Here is a 16,779-nt window from a genome sequence, read left to right as displayed (position 1 = left end):
GGCAATCGTCAAAGCAGCACCGGTAGCGCAAACAACACCGCCCCCAGCAGAAATACGGCAGTCAGCAGGTGCACAAAGAACCGGTTGTATGGTAGAAAAATAAATTGTTCAATGGTTCGCCCCAGCCAGAAAAGGGCCATGCCTATTATATACGTCCGACCCAGATTAGTCTGGAGTAACTCATCAGGAAAACCAAAGCACAGTACCGCTGCCAGCAGAAACACATGGATCAGCCGCAAATTGGCGATCTGAATAATAGCTCGCGTCGGTAGGCTGCTTGTTTGCAGATCGTGTCGCCACCGGAAAATACGCCAGAACGCCGCATGAAACAGCGCTAGACCCAGGCTGTGCACCCCGCAGGCATAGACGATCGCCAGTGATTCCATTAGTATGCCGCCTCTAGTTAGCCGCTTTGGCCTGGCTTAGTACGCGTAGCAGATTACCGCCCCAAATCTGGGCGATGTCCTTTTCGGAATAGCCACGCCGCACCAACTCCTTCGTCAGGACTTCGATGTCGCTCACGTCTTCGAGGCCGTTGACGCCCCCGCCCCCATCCAGGTCCGACCCGATGCCGACGTGGTTGATGCCCACCAGCTTCACGATATGGTCGATGTGGTTGGCAATGTCGGCGACACTCGCCCGCTCGGCCGCATAGACCCGCTTCACCGAATCGGTGAGAGCCTGCTGCCGGGCTTCCATCGCCGGGGTACGTGCCTTGCCCACGCCCGACATGCGCAGGCTCGTGAGCGCGGCCCGGTGCGCCTCCGACGGTTTACGCAGGTAGTCGCTGACGAAATTGACCTGCACCACGCCGCCTTTTGCCGCCAGCGCCCGGATCATGTCGTCGGTCATGTTGCGGGGAAAATCACAGAGGGCGCGGCAGTTGGAGTGCGAGGCAATCACGGGCACTTTCGACAGGGCCAGCACGTCGTAGAACGACTTATCCGACACGTGCGAAATGTCGATCAGCATGCCCAGCCGGTTCATTTCGGCCACCACCTGCCGACCAAACGGGCTCAGGCCGTTGTGCAGCGGGCCGTCGGGGTCGGTGGCCGAATCGCAGATGGCATTGTTGGCGAAATGCGACAGCGTAACGTACCGACACCCCTTATCGAAGTAGGTTTTTACCAGCGACAGGTCTTCGCCGATGGGGTAGCCGTTTTCCATCCCGATGAAAATGGCGCGCTTGCCCGCTTTTTCGAGTCGGTAGGCGTCGGCCGGTGTGGTCGCCAGTTCGGCCAGATTGGAGTATTTTGTCAGCGCCGTCTCGATCAGCGCAAACTGGTTCAGCGCGTTGCGTTTGGCCTCGGCATGGCCCTCGGGCGTACGTGGTCCCTGCGCCGTGTAGACCGCAAAAAACATGGCGTCCATGCCGCCCGCCGCCATCCGGGGGAAATCGATCTGCGACTCATCGCGCCGGACATCATGCCGAACGCCCACGTCGAATCCCGGCTTCTGCATCATAATCGGCGCGTCGGCGTGGGTGTCTAGGGTCAGAATACGCTGGTGCAGGGAGGTCGATTGGCGGGCCGTTGGCGCACAGGCTGTCAGCAGGAGCAGCAGGGCTGGGGAGAAGCGGGTCATGGTGCAAGGTAATGAATTGACCCGCTTCCCGCCAACCCGTCGGTGCAGCCCGAAACTTTCCCCCGAAACCGGCCGTTTCCGAATGAGTGAAAGACAGAAAGTGTGAAAGAGTGCTTCTCTACATACTTCCTTTCGCTCTTTCACTCCGGGCGGCGTACCGCATTCACTCTTTCGCTCTTTAAGCTCATGATCGTTCCGTACAAAGATAAAGATGCCTCGAAACGGCAGCAGGTGGGTGAGATGTTCGACAACATCGCGCCGAAATACGACTTCCTGAACCACTTTCTGAGTGCGGGTATCGACATCCTGTGGCGAAAGAAAGCCATCCGGCTGCTGCGGCCGTTTGCGCCCAAACGCATCCTCGACATTGCCACCGGCACGGGCGATCTGGCCTTGGAAGCCCTCTCGCTGAAACCCGACAAGATCATCGGCGTCGATATTTCGGAGGGCATGCTGGCCGTGGGGCGGCAGAAAATGAAAGAGCGGGGCGTCGACCACATCATCGAACTGCGCTCGGGCGATTCGGAACGATTACCACTGGCAGACAATGAATTTGACGCTGCCATCGTTTCCTTTGGCGTACGCAACTTCGAGAACCTGCTGGCGGGCCTCACCGATATGCACCGCGTTGTTCGCCCCGGTGGCGTCTGCATGGTGCTCGAGTTTTCGCGGCCCCGCCGGTTTCCGTTCAAGCAGTTCTATAATTTTTACACCGCTACGGTCGTGCCCTTTTTCGGGAAGATGGTCAGCAAAGACACCTCGGCGTATGCATACCTTGATGAGTCGATGAAGGCCTTCCCCGATGGCCCCGACTTCATTCAGGTGTTTGAAAAAGCCGGTTTTCGTCATACTCAATGGATTCCTCTTTCCTTCGGCATCGCGTCGATTTATCTGGGCCAAAAACAGCCATCGTAGCGATCCGCTGCGCGAGTGTCGTTGCCTTGTTGCTGCTGCTCGCGCCGCTGGCGATGGCGCAGTCGACCTACAAATACATTCGCAAGCACAAGGAAGACTACGACGACAAGGTGGTGCATTTCGGGTTTTACTACGCGCTGCCCTTTACGCGCTACAACCTGACGTACCGCCCCGATTTCGCCACGTCCACCAACGACCCGTCATTGCTGCGCATCACCTCGCCCACCAACTCGGGGTTTCGGGTGGGGTTTTCGGTGAATGCCTACATGAACGACCGGTTCGACTTCCGGATGACGCCCGGCGTATCGATCTACAGCCGGGAGGTGAAGTATGCCTACGCCAACGCCGAGGATAAGAGCGACGTGCGCGAATCGACCTGGATCGAGCTGCCGTTTGTGTTTAAATACAAATCGGCGCGGCGACTCAACTCGCGCATGTATCTGCTCGCCGGGGCCGTGGTGGGCATCGAAACCAACGTGAAGAAGCGCCTCGCCCAGAGTCAGGGCCGTCTCAACACCAACACCACCGACCTCTCCATCGAGTACGGCATCGGCTTCGAGCAGTTTTTCGAGTACTTCAAATTTGCGCCCGAACTGCGGTTCACCCACGGCCTGCCCAACGTCTTTGCGGGCAACACGGCCAACCCCTCAAGCGCCGGCATACAGCGCCTCACCACCCACGCCGTGACGCTGTATCTACATTTTGAGTAGCGGTGTCGTCAGATCCCCGATCTGACCATTTTGGGGTCCCTGACCCCAGTCAAAACAGACACCTTAGCCACACGTCATTCCCTTAACGTACCCAACCAGCAGGATGGTCGATGATAGTTTCCCAGCCCGAAAGCCCACCCTCGGAACGTACCTGACTTTCAGGATTTTGCAAAAAACTTCATCTTTTTTAAGCAAAATGCTTGCAAAACGGCCATTCAGGCCCCTATCTTTGCACCACCAAAACGGGAAAAGACACCGTAGCGGCAAGAAAGTTTAGCTCAGTTGGTTCAGCGCATCACGCGTTTCAGCGTGAGAGTCGAGCGAGCAGAGAGCGTAAAAGAAAGGGAGTTTAGCTCAGTTGGTTCAGAGCATCTGCCTTACAAGCAGAGGGTCGGGGGTTCGAATCCCTCAACTCCCACGAAAAGTTTAAAAACCCCTCAGAGATGATCTCTGAGGGGTTTTTCTTTGTATACTGTTGGTTATTTAGTAAGTTGAAAGGTTTACAAAAGAGATGCACAACTGTTTTTAACTAATGAAAGAGGAGAAAGAATGGGTAGGCAAGTGGGCTATCATTACACCACAAAACCAAGAAATTATAGTCTACGGAGTTCTGAAGTATTCCCCTTTATATGGTTGTATTCTAAAAGCCTCTACAGATGATGCATCAAGGGAGACATTTGATTTTATTTTTAATGCAAAGAAATTTCTCACTATAAACGGCTTAGAGAACGTAACCCATAGAAATGTCCTGTTACGAAAGTCTACAACTTCTGGGGCGTCAAGATCGGCGGGAATTTCCATAACCCTAACTGTATCTGAAGTATTTGATAATATATTTTATGATGATGTAGACGATTTAAAATTTGACAGAGTTGTTGTGGATTATTCGGCTTTATCAGAGTGGATCGACAGTGATAGTACTTATATTTCTTACGATTTTCTTGAAGATGATAAACACGGACTTTCCATTACGTACACACACCCAGAAAACATATACTTTGATATTAACGATAAAATAAAAATTTGTTTTGCTTTTGGCTATTCAACTAGCCACGAAATGGATGATAGTAGAGGCTTCTATCTAGAAAACAACAGCTCGATAATTATATACTCTAAGGCTGGCTCATTGGAGAGTGATAAGCTTGTTCAGTATAGTGAGCATTTTCGAAGATTACTATCGTTAATGTACTATAGTAATTGCTATATATACAGACAAAGGTTTTTTAGATTAAATATGCAGATTGGAGTCGAAAGATATTTTAAACAGGAAAACATAGGAAATTCTCAAAAACGATCATCAAGCAGCTTACCATTAATGAAATTTTCAGACATTAAAAATGTAGCAGAAGAGATATTCAGAAAATGGTTTTTATTTAATGAATCAGGAGATTTAACCTATGTCTCTTGGGTTGCGTCAAGAAACATAACACCATTCTCACAAGAAGTATTTTTAGAGTTTGTGAGAGGCTTAGAAGTGTTTCATAAGACAAAAGTAAAACAGATGTCTCTTAATAGCCGCCTACAAGCCATACTCGACAAGCTTAAATCTACCTGCAATGAATCAGAATTTAATAAGCTATTTCCTAACATAAAAGATGCATGCTCTTTAATCAAAGAGAACAGAAATTATTTAACCCATTATGGAGATGGAACATTAAAACCTGAATATCAACTAGAACTAGAAGAATTGTATCAACTTACAATTAAATGTAAAATCGTATTAATAACCATTATACTAGAAGATATTGGCATTGATTCCGCAAAAACATTCAGTTATTTATTTGAGAGACATCGATCAATGTTATATTGAGTAAAATAAAAATGTAAATCATTTTGCACATTTTAGTAAAATTTCGTAAATTATACCATAAACAAACAATAAAAGACTGTCATTCATAAAGTCACAATAACCGCAAAATTTATGGTAACAGAGGCTACAGTACAATGCTTAGTATGTGGTAAGGGGTTCCCGTACCGTAAAAGCAAACAGTTTTGCTCTAATGCTTGTAAACAACAAGCATATCTTAAAAACAAAGCGGGCGTTCCGTTACAGCCTGTTTCTGTAAGCAGAACGCCCAAAGCGGATTTCTCATTAGGTGAGTTTGAAGCTTACTGTTCAGAGCACGGCGATTACTTCACTATGCTAGATTACTGTTTCTTCCGGCGTAATCTCCCTCAATCGGCTACAACAGAACAAATCAATAACTACATTAATGGCTTTTATAAACACATGAATAATGCTTATGAAGAGTTAACAAGTACAAAAGCATATCATACGTTTAAAGAAGATTTCTTGAGCAGTAAGTATATCATCGGCGAATAAGTTACTTGCAAAGCATTTCATTGAAGTCTTTAAAACCTTTGTAGATTGTTGAAAAGTCGGTGACGTTCGATGCTGCCAACTTTACTTTGATTTGGGCTTTACGGCCTGTTTCGTCATAGTCGAAGAACGTACTTACCCGCTTGTACTGACTAATGGTTGGTAAAACCTTGTTAAGGTTGGATAAGGAGTTCAGGACAATCACAGTTGCAGGAAGTGTCACTTTGTTATAATATTCCATTGCGGACAGGTAATCAAAGAAGCCCTCAAATAGTAGAAGTGTACTACTACCGTCAACATTGAATGTAGATACGGTTTTGGGCGCGAATGAGCCTTTAAAATATTGATTCCGTACTTCGTATCCACCAACATCATTTGGAAAGCCTACAGCAAAGTATTTCTTTTTGTTTAACTGATAGTGAATCTCTCGTAGATATCGGCTATATACCTTTCTCGAAATACCTCTAGCTTCTACGTATTGAATCAATGCTTGATGTTGAAGCGGTTTAACGTCTATAATGTCAATACCCGATGTATTGACTGTTGAGAGTTGACCGCTAAAAGAAAAAGAATTTTTCGGCGGCTCCATCGAAAATGGCTCAAGCTTCGTAACGGCATCAAGGAACGTACATCCTGCTAGATGTTGAACCAACGATATAATATCTCCTTTACTATCTCCGCTCCAATCGAAGTAAACGTTTTTCTCGGGGTTAACGGCCAATGAAGGCGTTCTCTCATTGGTTTTTGGAGAGCAATAAAAGAACTGATTTCCTGCTTTGTGAGCGGGCATAATACCAAGACTGGATAGATAGTCAACGATGGGTATTTGTTTGACCTGTTGGATGATTTGAGGAGCTTTATTCACGTCTTTTTTCTTTTAGCGGTAACCCTTCCTAACTTTTTCCAAAAACTCCTTACTACGCTACTACTTTACTACGAAGAGAGAGTATCAAGCTGATAATCAATCGAATATGTGTAGTAGGCTTTTTTCTGTGTAGTAGGGTTACGATTAAAAAGTAGTAGGGAAACTCAGTTTGTAGTAATGAAAAAAGACCTAACCTTACTACACTCAAACAGACTATAAATCAATGACTTACGTCTATTTGTAGTAATGTAGTAAGGTTAGGTCTAAGAGTTATTGGTTTATTGAACCGGTTAACGTTTGAGAGACCCAGTACCCTTTAACAGGAAATAATCCGTTTGGTCGTCTTGCCGTAATCTGTTCAAAACCTAGATGTACTAAGGCTTTACCAATGTTATTATCGTTAAGCCTCACTTTTCCCTCTGTCAGGATGCTGAGCCGTTTTCCTATCTCAGTAGCGGTAAGAAACTCCGCTTTGGGATTCTCTTTGGTCTTGGCTCTTTCTACAGGCAAGAAGTAATGATTAAGTAGATCAATCTCTGGTGTAGTCCGCTGGTGTTTGCGGTTGTTGCTCTCAGAGCGTTCCAGTTCCTCACGAGTCAACTCGTACTTAAAGCCGCCTTTCAATAGCGCATAGGCTTGTGCCCACACCTTGTTGATATCAACGTTTGCCCCGTACCCCTTTGGCCCGCCTAGATCGTGTTTGATGCCGTAGGTTTCAAAGACAAGCCAACGGACGTTACCTGTTACGTCGGTTAAAAACTCGTTTTGGTTAGTGCTACCTAGAAAGCTTGCCCGCCGTTGTATCTGAGTTTCCCGTTCAGCGTAGGGCCGTCGAATCTTTACCCGCTCCTCTGTCAGATAGGCTTTAAACTTGTTCGTATCTGACTTTGACAGAGAAGACAACTCATCAAGGTTGATGAGTATGTTTTCCCCTAATGCAATACGTCCGTCTTTACTTTCAAAATCGATATTCTCTTTATAGTAGTCCCGCAATGAGAGCGGACACAGGAACCGTAGAAAAGACGTTTTACCGTCGTTCTGCTTGCCGTACAGCACGAAGCATTGCTTGTTGAACTTAGCATGGCCAATAGAGCAAGCAACTGTCCTTACGAGCATCTTTTTGAACATTGACCCAAACCAGCTAGGGTCAGGTACATCAACGTAAGATGCAAAGTCAGCTATATAATCCGGTTGTGTTCTATCCCATTGCGGTAGGCCTTCAAAGTACTCTTTGAATGGGTCATGCTCTGGAATGAAGTCTGAGCGTAGCAGGGCCTTCAACTGGTCTTTAAATCGACCAAAACCTTTTTCGTAAAGCTCCCGTAGCAGGTTGTTTTCGTTCATTTCCCTAAAGCAGGGTTCGCCAACAGGCTTGTACTGTAGAACGTTAGAAACGACATCAAGTCTGAATTCATACCGCTCAGTAAGGTATTCACGTATGCGCGTGATGATTGGAATCTGTTCGGTTTGAACAGAGTTTTTGGCTATATTTGCCATAGAGATTTTTGTTTTTGAAACTCTTAGAGATGGTTTGCCGCCGTGTCTGAGACTCAAGCCCGCTCACTACTGGTAATAGTGAGCGGGCTTTTTTATGGGTGCTGGTTATGTCATAGCGAATTTGCGTTTAGAGAGATCACCCATTTCACGTACTACCGTTCTATCCATCGTCACGGCGTAATGCTTGGCGGTAGTGGTGAAAGACGAATGACCCAAAATTGATTGAAGCGCAACGGGCGTAATGCCGTTGTTTACCAGAAACGTTGCCGCTGATTTGCGGCCAACGTGCGTAGTGAGGTGTTTGGGAATCCCACAGATACCAGCTATCTCTTTTAGATAACTGTTCATTTTTTGATTCGAGATCAGCGGAATCAGTTTACCGTGAAACTCGCAGTAACCCCACCCTTTATATTTTTCGATGAGAGCCAAGGCGGGCGGCAATAGCGGAATGATGCAAGGGGCTTGCGTCTTAGTACGCTTAATACGTAAGCAAGTCATTTCATCAATGACAGTTATACACTCCTTTGTAACGTTGTAAGGGTCTGTATAAGCTAATCCGGTATAAATCTGGAACATGAACCCATCTCTAACCAGATCAAACGTATCATTATGGAACTGATAAGCTCTGAGCTTCTCAATCTCTGTTTCATCGAGATAGACAATGTTTACCCGTTCATGCTTGAGCCGAACGTTTCGGAGCGGGTTACGGGGTATATGCTCAGAGTCTTCAGCAAGGTTTAAGACCTGCATAGCAACTCGTATAACTTTATTAGCATAATTCTGAGAGTATTTCCTACCCTTCATATAGGCTAGCACATCAGCCACAAAAACGGGCTTTATTTCCCCTAACCGTAAACTCTGTTTTCCAGTATCTTTCAGATAATCAAGTAAACGGAATTGGGCCGTTACAATGGCTTTAAGAGTTCCTTTAGTAGTCCCTTTGCCAGTTTGCTGCTTATATCTGTCAACAAGTTGAGCTAGTAATTCCCGAAAGAGCGGAGTCTTCTCAGTGTAGCCAACTTGTTTCATTACCATCTCGGCAAGGCGGTTAAGATCAACGCTTTCCCCTGCTAAGGTTATCTTACTGAATGCTTGGTCAAAGCTTACCCGTTGACTCTGTAACAGTTGAGTTGCAGGTACATTTCCAGCAATAGAGAACTCCTTTGTGTTCAGCTCATCGGCTTTACAGTATATGCCCGAATGAACGGTTTTAGATTGGCCGTTGAACTTTAGCTCATACATCACTGGTGCTAGCCCTTGCGAGTTCTCACTCTGTTTCCGACGCCAACAGATGACCCTAAACGGCTTTATTCTTTCCTGCTTGAGTGTGTTAGTGTATGTGCCCATGAAGGTAGGATTGAGCACAGCCTTATATCAGCTTGATACAAGGCTGTGCAGCTAGATCAAATCGGTTACAGGTATGTTGAAGACAATAGCAATGCTCTTAAGCTCATCTGAGTTGGGCTTTAGCTTACCAGTTCGTAGCATACCCCAACGCTTCTGGTTAATGCCTGTTCGATTATAGAAGCGCTCATCAAACTTGATGGTAAGCCCTAATCTGTCTTCAAAGCCTGCTATCGCCCGGCTTATAGGTGTTTCTGTATGCATCATTGCTCTGATAATGATCAATATCGATCATGCAAAGATTTATATTTTTCACATCATGTGCAATATTTGATAACATATGTGTAAAATATTTTTCTTAACAACTCATTATCAATGCGTTACTTTGCAAAAAATACACGTATGATTACTGACGTTGCTAAGCGAATCAAGGAGATACGCGAAGAAAAAAGGCTTACTCAGGTAGACATTGCTGAGAAACTTAACATGGAGAGGAGCAACTACAGCCGTTTGGAAAAGCGGGGTAATGACCTTTCGATTAATCAGGTCATAGATATAGCTCAAGCGTTAGGGGTGCAGCCAATAGATATACTATTCCCCTTGGAGATAGAAGCGGTAAGGAAGGGAGGCGAGACTGTTCATAAATTGAATAGAGTAATACAGACCCTCCAAGAAAGAAATGACTATCTGATAGATAATCAACGCAAAATAGAAGTATTAATTAGCTTTTTTATACAGATGAGCAAAGGCATTGAAGGCTTTGGTATAACAGAGGAAATCTTCAAAAAACAGATCGATCCAGATGGCAAATTAGAAAAATGGGCTAAGGAAAGTGCATCTAAAATGATAGATGACATGCAAAACTTAAGTCCTAACAACCGACCAGATTAATATAATCTAAAAAGTTTCACGAGTTCATCAAAACATCCTGCACAAAACTTCTAAATTTCTTAAACTCACTTAAACCTTTTTTCGGATTCTTGTATCTGATGTATGCCTCTTTCAGCCTTACATCTTCTAATAAATCTAAACCTTGCTTAGAAGATCCCCTTATTCTATCTCTTGCTACAAAATTTACAATTAATATTAAAAGTAAAACTTTATTATAAATATTATCCTCTGCTCCGTATGCATCCAAAAGTTGTTTGAACTGAATTTCGCTGACTGATCGATAAAGTAAACTTTCTGATTTTATATATATATTATACAAAAAAGAGTCTTTATCTCTTTTTTCACTAAATATCTGGTTAAAAAATTTACACAAAACCTCAGGGTTTTCGGAAGAAAATACTGAGGTTAGAAAGTATTGAGACACTGAAACGTAAGACCACTCACCGTAACACGGTGCAAATGAAACAAAAAAACTATGCATACCATACCTCTCCTTAAATACCCTTAAATTTTCCACTATATCCTTACTATCTTTAAGAGCATATAAATATGCAATGTATGCGAAATGTTCTTGCTTCCCTGCCGGTATGCCGCGAGATTCCTCACCTATCAACGAGTTATAAATTTTAATGAAATTAGCGGCAGGTGTTCGGTGCAACAATTCAAAAACCAAAGAAGATACCTTGTTAATATCATCAACATTTGATTGAATGCAAGATTTACCTATATCAATTAATAATTCACTGTTATTTGTACCGTTTATATATGTACGTAAAGCTTCGAATATAGAATGCTCTTCACTTCTCGCTTCAGAATTTACATAAAATCTATTCTCTTGAGTAAATCTATACTTCATTAATAAATAACTAAATGACGCCTTTACTAACTTATAGATAATTTGCCGGGATATATTTTTCAATGAAGATAATGCGATTAACAAAAACTCATAAGTCTTTTGTCCAACATTTATTTGGCGATCATAAATCTCATCAATAATGTCGGAATCAGGTTGACTATTATCTATCATATTTAATAATAACTCGAAAACAATAAACCAAAAAGGATTGTCAATATATTTATCTATCAACTTGTTTCGTTCTTCTATTAAATATTTTTTATCATAATTTGAATATATCCAGAATGCGGTAAAATATTCCAAAAATGTCTTATGGGTGAAATTATTGTCAAAGTAAATTGACCTTCTCTCCGCATAATTCATAAATATTTCTGACATATTTCGAGCATATGCCCAATCATCAATTTTCAATCTATCTTTTATAGAATTAGTTACAGCGTCAAGAACTGCATTATAGTTTAGCTTACTAGGATGATCGCTGATTAATTTATACTGCCAATGAGCCAAATCTGCAAATATAGTTTCTTTCCTGTTTAGAATATTTTCAGGTAGCACAATATCTAAATCCTTTTGAGCATCCCATTTATCTACCAGTGTCTTGGTGCAGCTTTGATATATCTCAAGCTTCGATTCAGGCAATCTAAGATTATTCCTATAAAGTATAACTATTAACGAAAGCAACAAAGGATTATGCAACAGCTCGTTTGAAAGTTTGTCACTTACAGACAGGAAATTGTTTATTTCTATTCTCCTTGTATCATTATCAGATTCCTCAATTTCATACCACTTTTCTACATACTCTTTTATTTGAGCTGTATTAAAATCTAGTATTTCTATCTCAAGATGCTTGTCATCTAGTTTTGCATCATCATATCCTGTGAATCTAGAAGTAACTAAAGAATATACTTTATGCTGATCAACAAAATTTACTATATCATTTCTAACCAATGTTTTATCATTTATATTAAAAATTTCGTCCAAACCGTCAAAAAACACTAATACACTATTCCGACTTATGATAATCAAAATATCATCGACATCAATAAAGTCGATAGAATATTCATTCTTGAATAGATAGGCAATATATTGCAAAATCCCCCCACCCTGATTTTTCTTATATGCTAAATATTTTCTAAGCTCAATTCTAATCGGAATACATTCATTAATGTGAGAAAAATTAAGATGACTACTTTCTTTAAAAAGTATACCATACATAATCGCTTTTATGAACATAGATTTTCCAGCACCTGGATTACCTAGTATTATTATATTTCTTGATATCTTGAAGATATCATTTGCATTTAATTTACGCGAATTATTACCATCGGCATCTCTAATTACCTTAGACACTAATGAATCAAAATTACTATCTTTAAAAGTATATTTAAAGTATGGCTCAATAAAAATCTTTTTTAAATCTACACGTGGTTTCTTATAGGTCTGTTCAATACCTAATCCAAAAAAATTTACATCTTTAATAGTTATTTTTGCATTACGAAAATATATATCTATAAAATCGTTATAAGAAAACTTTTTTGAAAAGTATTCATCTAACGATTTTTTTATATCTAATGTTTCTCTCAGGTTACGACTTGATATATCAGTCAAATTGTTTTTACCTTCGATTAACTGTGAAACTTTATTGAGAATCTCCATATTACTAAACAATGGAAATAATTTATAATCTTTCAATATTTGGGATTTTATAGTAACTACCATATCTTCAAAAAAAGAATCTGGTAAAGTAGCAAAGTCAATATGTTTTGATAATTTTTCCTTGTCTAAATCAACATTAATAAATAGCATTTTGAATACTTCATCATAGACTTCCTCTGTTTGCAAAAAACTGGCAATACTCCCACCAAAAGCAGTCGGATACTTAAGACTTAAGTCTTTAGACGCCTGTGAAAGACACTTCTTAAATTGCTTATTTATTTCATCCTCTGAAAACATCTTAACAGCTTCATCGCCAACTTTTTTAAACAGCCAGCTACCCAATAGAGCTCCAGACACAGCCATACCTTTTGTGTTTTTTATTAGTAAATATATAAATTAATTACTTACAAGTATATGAGTAGGAATGATTCTTAAAGTCATGCCTATAAATATAAAGCTCAACATACATAACAATGTCGATATTCAAGTTGACTTACTCTTGATAATCAATCATTTACGCTGAGTATAACATTATAGTATCATCATAGATAAGCAGACGGGAAATCTAACTGACTGACGCTAAATACGATCCCCATCTTAACGCTCTATATATCAGACACTTACGCAAATAGTTCATCTTCCTCAACTCCCACAACAGAATATCAGCCAGTTAGCAGCCATGTTGACTGGCTTTTTTGTGTTTGGACAAATTAGCGAGCCGATTGATACAATCATGCGCAATCGGCTATCAGCGACTATGCTATTCAGGTAAACACCGACGTTGGGTGCCTTTATTGGCTGAACCCTTTTTCGTCAGCGGAGTAGGTTGGCGACTATTAACAGTCAACGTCTATGTTTACCATCAATCGGCGCCGGTTTATGCAGGGCACAACGGCCGCCCTCGCGCTCTCTACCTTCGGCGCCCGCGGTCTGGATCTTATTCACCCAGCGAAAACCATGCGCGTGGGGCTGATCGGTACGGGCTGGTACGGCAAGAGTGATCTGCTCCGGCTGGTTCAGGTGGTGCCAGTCGAGGTGGTGGCTCTGTGCGACGTCGATAAGAACATGCTGGCAAAGGCTGGTCAGCTGGTGAGTCAGCGGCAGAAGTCGGGCAAAACGCCCCGGCTCTACGGCGATTACCAGAAGATGCTGGCCGAAAACGAACTGGATATTGTCCTGATCGGCACGCCCGACCACTGGCACGCGCTACAGATGATTGATGCCGTGAAGGCTGGATCGCACGTCTACGTGCAGAAACCCATCAGTGTCGACGTCATGGAAGGCGAAGCGATGGTGGCAGCGGCCCGCAAATACAAGAAAGTGGTGCAGGTGGGTACGCAGCGGAAAAGCACGCCCCACCTCATCACCGCCAAGCGCGACATCGTCGAAGCCGGGCTGCTGGGTAAGATCTCGCACGTGGAGATGTGCTGTTACTACCACATGCGGGCCAACGGCAACCCGCCGGTACAGCCCGTTCCTGATTTCCTCGACTACGAACGCTGGACGGGTCCGGCACCCCTACGAGCCTACGACGGCATTCCGCACGTGCGCTGGTGGCGGACGTTTATGGAATACGGCAACGGCGTCGTCGGCGATATGTGCGTGCACATGTTCGACGCAGTTCGGTGGATGCTCGGGCTGGGCTGGCCGAAGCGCATTAGCTCAGAGGGGGGTATTTACGTGCAGAAAGAAGGCAAATCCAACATCAGCGACACGCAGTCGGCGGTATTTGAATACGACGGGCTCAACTGCGTCTGGCAGCACCGCACCTGGGGCACGCCCAACAACCCCGACTATCCGTGGTCGTTTACGCTCTACGGCGACAAGGGCACACTATGGGCCAGCACCATGCAGTGCGATTTCATCCCGGCCGATCCCAAAGAGAAGAAGATTCACCTGGATGTGGTCTATGAAAAGGAGAAATACCCCGAAGACCTGACCGAACCGACTGAGCCCAAGATCGAATTGAACGCCGCCCCCGCCACCCGGTTGCACATGCTCAATTTCCTGGATGCGATCGACAAAAACAGCCGTCCGGTGGCCGACATCGAAGAAGGGCACATTTCCACGGCGAGCTGCATTCTGGCGAACCTGTCGATGAAGGTCGGGCGTCCGCTCGTGTATGACCCCCAAAAGCGAATCGTCGTGGGTGACCCCGAGGCTACCAAGCTCCTCGAACGTACCTACCGGGCACCTTACAAGCACCCGCACCCTACGATTGTATAAGACAACAGGCTGCGCTCGGTGAGCCTGATTTCGGCTTGTTCAGATCGGCGGGGAACTCGGCCACCGTTAGGATTCCAGAATGGCTTTAATCGCCCGCTGCTTCTCCACGGTCAGCGCCAGAAAATCCGTGCGATTCATTAAGTTTCGTAACGCTACCAGTTCCACCTCCTGCCGGTACGTATCCATCGACAGGAAAAGCTGGTACGACGGGCTATGGCCCTGATTCTCGTGGCGCAAGGTAGCCCGCTCAAAACGAGCCGTCTGCCCGTTAATCGCCACGTTGAAGTGTTTGGCGCCTACCCAAGTGATCGGTGCCCTGAACGGATCGCGGCTCCAGTGGCGGATATTACCAATGTAGCGAACGTAGATAAAGTCTCCTGTTTTCATCAATCAATCACTTCTACATACGTTGATAAACGCTTAATACCAACCCTTGTTCGTTTCACGCCTCATCGTTTCGAGTCAAGCGGTCAGCTAAGTACGCGCATGTTGGCCTGGAAACCACTGAATGCATGGCCCCTATTTAGGCTATAAATTGGCTTCCCGGCAAGTGCAGAATACAGAGTTATGACCGACAGCAAAAAAGTAAGCCAACAAGTAGTTACTTTTATAACATTTGTTGCTTTTTCATATACATGAGTTTCTCCCTTCGGTATCTACGCTTTAGCCTGTTGTTGTGCACCAGTTTGGTCACTTGTAAACCGACCGACCCCATCAATCCACCGTCCACGCCCGCCCATGTCGACGATGCGATCTACGTGGGAAACGCCGACAATAAATTTGTCGCTGTCGATGCGCCAACGAGCCTTATACGCTGGCAAGCCACAGTGGCTGATTATCCGATCGGCCGACCTACCGTTGCCAACGGTGTTTTATATGGAGCCGATAGGAGTAAAACGGTGTCTGCATTCAACACAACCACCGGGATGAAGCAATGGGAATCCCGACTAGCTTCGTCGGCCCTCAGCGGGACACTCCTGTTAGACGATAAAACCTGCTACGTCGGGGCTGATTATGGGGTTATTTACGCCCTCGACCGCCGTAATGGGATACGGCAATGGACTACTACCGTTGGCAGCTCCGGCCTGACTCTAGCCAACAACACCTTATTTGCAACGGGCACCCAGCGAAAGCTCGCTGCCCGATCAGCTACCTCAGGGGAACAGTACTGGGAGTTACCCCTAACCAACCCCTATACAGCGCCAATCACCGATCAGGATCATGTGTATATCCTGGACGAACAGACGCTCTACGCGATTAAGCAGTCAACGGGGGTTGTTCGCTGGAAATCGACCCTCAGCAATGTTTCGGGTGCCTACCTGGCGTTGGCGAATGGGGTGCTTTACGTCGGAGCGAACAGCAAGCTTCTGGCTATCAACGCCACGAGCGGTACCCAAAAATGGGAATTTCCGATCTACAGCCATACGTCAGGCTTTGTATATGTACACGAAGGAACGGTTTATGCCGAAGGGCTCGAAAAACTCTACGCCATCGAAGAAACTACGGGCCGGCAAAAATGGGCTTTTGATACGCCGGGCAACTTTCAGATTTCTGACCTGAACGTACTCAACGGCATCGTCTATGTGGGTAACGGGGACGGCACAGATCAATTCTACGCGGTTGACGCAACTACCGGCCTTAAGAAATGGGAGTATACCACAGGCTACGCTCACATGGCGCTCGGCTACAACGCCGTTTATTTAACCACCTGGAATAAGCAGCTGTATGCCCTCAACCTGGCAACTGGCGCCAAAAAATGGGAAGTAGTCGCTCCCGAAGCCTGGTCGACCGATCTGTGCGTAACGGATAAGAGTGGCAACGTCATAAAGTAGCTATGGTCTGAGCCGCCTTTCTACCAGATGGTCCGCTTCGTCGGTCTGGGCTTGCTTACCTTTGCCACAGATAGCACCGCCTG

14 protein-coding genes and 1 tRNA gene are annotated in these 16,779 nt (G+C 44.7%); 8 read left to right on the top strand and 7 right to left on the bottom strand.

Features of this window, described 5'->3' with window-relative positions; genetic code table 11:
- Positions 1–8 precede the first annotated feature (8 nt).
- Positions 9–386, bottom strand: coding sequence for a hypothetical protein (locus FAES_RS06855; RefSeq protein WP_015330474.1), 378 nt, complete (start codon positions 384–386; stop codon positions 9–11).
- Positions 387–399: 13 nt separating this feature from the next.
- The gene (locus FAES_RS06850; RefSeq protein WP_015330473.1) at positions 400–1,584 is read right to left on the bottom strand and encodes a dipeptidase; all 1,185 of its coding nucleotides are present in this window, start codon (positions 1,582–1,584) and stop codon (positions 400–402) included.
- Between the two features lie 186 nt (positions 1,585–1,770).
- On the opposite strand from FAES_RS06850, the gene ubiE reads away from it, so the two are divergent.
- The 5 genes from ubiE to FAES_RS29980 all read left to right on the top strand — a co-directional run bounded on the left by ubiE (position 1,771) and on the right by FAES_RS29980 (position 5,532).
- Positions 1,771–2,499, top strand: coding sequence for a bifunctional demethylmenaquinone methyltransferase/2-methoxy-6-polyprenyl-1,4-benzoquinol methylase UbiE (gene ubiE / locus FAES_RS06845; RefSeq protein ID WP_015330472.1), 729 nt, complete (start codon positions 1,771–1,773; stop codon positions 2,497–2,499).
- Entirely contained in the window at positions 2,439–3,209 is a 771-nt protein-coding gene (gene porT, locus FAES_RS06840; RefSeq protein WP_015330471.1) for a type IX secretion/gliding motility protein PorT/SprT, read from the top strand. The genes ubiE and porT overlap by 61 nt, the downstream gene beginning before the upstream one ends.
- 343 nt (positions 3,210–3,552) lie before the next feature.
- Positions 3,553–3,627 (top strand) — tRNA-Val (locus FAES_RS06835).
- A 114-nt stretch (positions 3,628–3,741) separates the two neighbouring features.
- On the top strand, positions 3,742–5,019 hold the full coding sequence (locus tag FAES_RS06830) for an ApeA N-terminal domain 1-containing protein (RefSeq protein WP_015330470.1): 1,278 nt from the start codon (positions 3,742–3,744) through the stop codon (positions 5,017–5,019).
- A gap of 111 nt (positions 5,020–5,130) precedes the next feature.
- Positions 5,131–5,532 carry a hypothetical protein gene (locus FAES_RS29980; protein WP_148289304.1) on the top strand — a complete coding sequence of 134 codons (402 nt, stop codon included), beginning with the start codon at positions 5,131–5,133 and terminating at the stop codon, positions 5,530–5,532.
- A 1-nt stretch (position 5,533) separates the two neighbouring features.
- Here the strand turns inward: FAES_RS29980 and FAES_RS06825 are convergent, their stop codons facing one another.
- The 3 genes from FAES_RS06825 to FAES_RS06815 form a co-directional block, all read right to left on the bottom strand.
- Entirely contained in the window at positions 5,534–6,394 is an 861-nt protein-coding gene (locus FAES_RS06825; protein WP_083891469.1) for a DUF8464 domain-containing protein, read from the bottom strand.
- Positions 6,395–6,664: 270 nt separating this feature from the next.
- Positions 6,665–7,891, bottom strand: coding sequence for a VapE domain-containing protein (locus tag FAES_RS06820; protein WP_015330469.1), 1,227 nt, complete (start codon positions 7,889–7,891; stop codon positions 6,665–6,667).
- Between the two features lie 105 nt (positions 7,892–7,996).
- Positions 7,997–9,238, bottom strand: coding sequence for a site-specific integrase (locus FAES_RS06815; RefSeq protein WP_041257621.1), 1,242 nt, complete (start codon positions 9,236–9,238; stop codon positions 7,997–7,999).
- Positions 9,239–9,610: 372 nt separating this feature from the next.
- On the opposite strand from FAES_RS06815, the gene FAES_RS06805 reads away from it, so the two are divergent.
- A complete protein-coding gene (locus FAES_RS06805) occupies positions 9,611–10,126 on the top strand; it encodes a helix-turn-helix domain-containing protein (RefSeq protein ID WP_083891468.1) in 516 nt (171 codons plus the stop codon).
- A 16-nt stretch (positions 10,127–10,142) separates the two neighbouring features.
- Here the strand turns inward: FAES_RS06805 and FAES_RS06800 are convergent, their stop codons facing one another.
- Complete coding sequence (locus FAES_RS06800) at positions 10,143–13,001, bottom strand: NACHT domain-containing protein (protein ID WP_015330467.1); 2,859 nt, start codon at positions 12,999–13,001, stop codon at positions 10,143–10,145.
- 489 nt (positions 13,002–13,490) lie between these two features.
- Between FAES_RS06800 and FAES_RS06795 the strand changes: the two genes are divergently transcribed.
- Positions 13,491–14,864, top strand: coding sequence for a Gfo/Idh/MocA family protein (locus tag FAES_RS06795; protein ID WP_015330466.1), 1,374 nt, complete (start codon positions 13,491–13,493; stop codon positions 14,862–14,864).
- Positions 14,865–14,930: 66 nt separating this feature from the next.
- Here FAES_RS06795 and FAES_RS06790 read toward each other — a convergent pair whose 3' ends face one another.
- Positions 14,931–15,251 carry a beta barrel domain-containing protein gene (locus tag FAES_RS06790; RefSeq protein WP_015330465.1) on the bottom strand — a complete coding sequence of 107 codons (321 nt, stop codon included), beginning with the start codon at positions 15,249–15,251 and terminating at the stop codon, positions 14,931–14,933.
- A gap of 248 nt (positions 15,252–15,499) precedes the next feature.
- Between FAES_RS06790 and FAES_RS06785 the strand changes: the two genes are divergently transcribed.
- Positions 15,500–16,696: a PQQ-binding-like beta-propeller repeat protein gene (locus tag FAES_RS06785; protein WP_015330464.1), complete on the top strand. Its 1,197-nt coding sequence runs from the start codon at positions 15,500–15,502 to the stop codon at positions 16,694–16,696.
- Positions 16,697–16,779: the final 83 nt, after the last annotated feature.

This window comes from Fibrella aestuarina BUZ 2, from assembly GCF_000331105.1.
Lineage (GTDB): Bacteria > Bacteroidota > Bacteroidia > Cytophagales > Spirosomataceae > Fibrella > Fibrella aestuarina.
The sequence above is the reverse complement of the archived record's forward strand: the minus strand, read 5'-3'. Positions and strand labels throughout refer to the sequence as shown.

What these genes read in the sequence shown, in the direction of transcription:
- FAES_RS06795 (WP_015330466.1), top strand. Translation starts at nt 13,491, where the DNA reads ATGTTTACCATCAATCGGCGCCGGTTTATGCAGGGCACAACGGCCGCC.
- FAES_RS06850 (WP_015330473.1), bottom strand. Translation starts at nt 1,584, where the DNA reads ATGACCCGCTTCTCCCCAGCCCTGCTGCTCCTGCTGACAGCCTGTGCG.
- FAES_RS06785 (WP_015330464.1), top strand. Translation starts at nt 15,500, where the DNA reads ATGAGTTTCTCCCTTCGGTATCTACGCTTTAGCCTGTTGTTGTGCACC.
- FAES_RS06815 (WP_041257621.1), bottom strand. Translation starts at nt 9,238, where the DNA reads ATGGGCACATACACTAACACACTCAAGCAGGAAAGAATAAAGCCGTTT.
- porT (WP_015330471.1), top strand. Translation starts at nt 2,439, where the DNA reads ATGGATTCCTCTTTCCTTCGGCATCGCGTCGATTTATCTGGGCCAAAA.
- FAES_RS06805 (WP_083891468.1), top strand. Translation starts at nt 9,611, where the DNA reads ATGCGTTACTTTGCAAAAAATACACGTATGATTACTGACGTTGCTAAG.
- ubiE (WP_015330472.1), top strand. Translation starts at nt 1,771, where the DNA reads ATGATCGTTCCGTACAAAGATAAAGATGCCTCGAAACGGCAGCAGGTG.
- FAES_RS06790 (WP_015330465.1), bottom strand. Translation starts at nt 15,251, where the DNA reads ATGAAAACAGGAGACTTTATCTACGTTCGCTACATTGGTAATATCCGC.
- FAES_RS06820 (WP_015330469.1), bottom strand. Translation starts at nt 7,891, where the DNA reads ATGGCAAATATAGCCAAAAACTCTGTTCAAACCGAACAGATTCCAATC.
- FAES_RS06830 (WP_015330470.1), top strand. Translation starts at nt 3,742, where the DNA reads ATGAAAGAGGAGAAAGAATGGGTAGGCAAGTGGGCTATCATTACACCA.
- FAES_RS06800 (WP_015330467.1), bottom strand. Translation starts at nt 13,001, where the DNA reads ATGGCTGTGTCTGGAGCTCTATTGGGTAGCTGGCTGTTTAAAAAAGTT.
- FAES_RS06855 (WP_015330474.1), bottom strand. Translation starts at nt 386, where the DNA reads ATGGAATCACTGGCGATCGTCTATGCCTGCGGGGTGCACAGCCTGGGT.
- FAES_RS29980 (WP_148289304.1), top strand. Translation starts at nt 5,131, where the DNA reads ATGGTAACAGAGGCTACAGTACAATGCTTAGTATGTGGTAAGGGGTTC.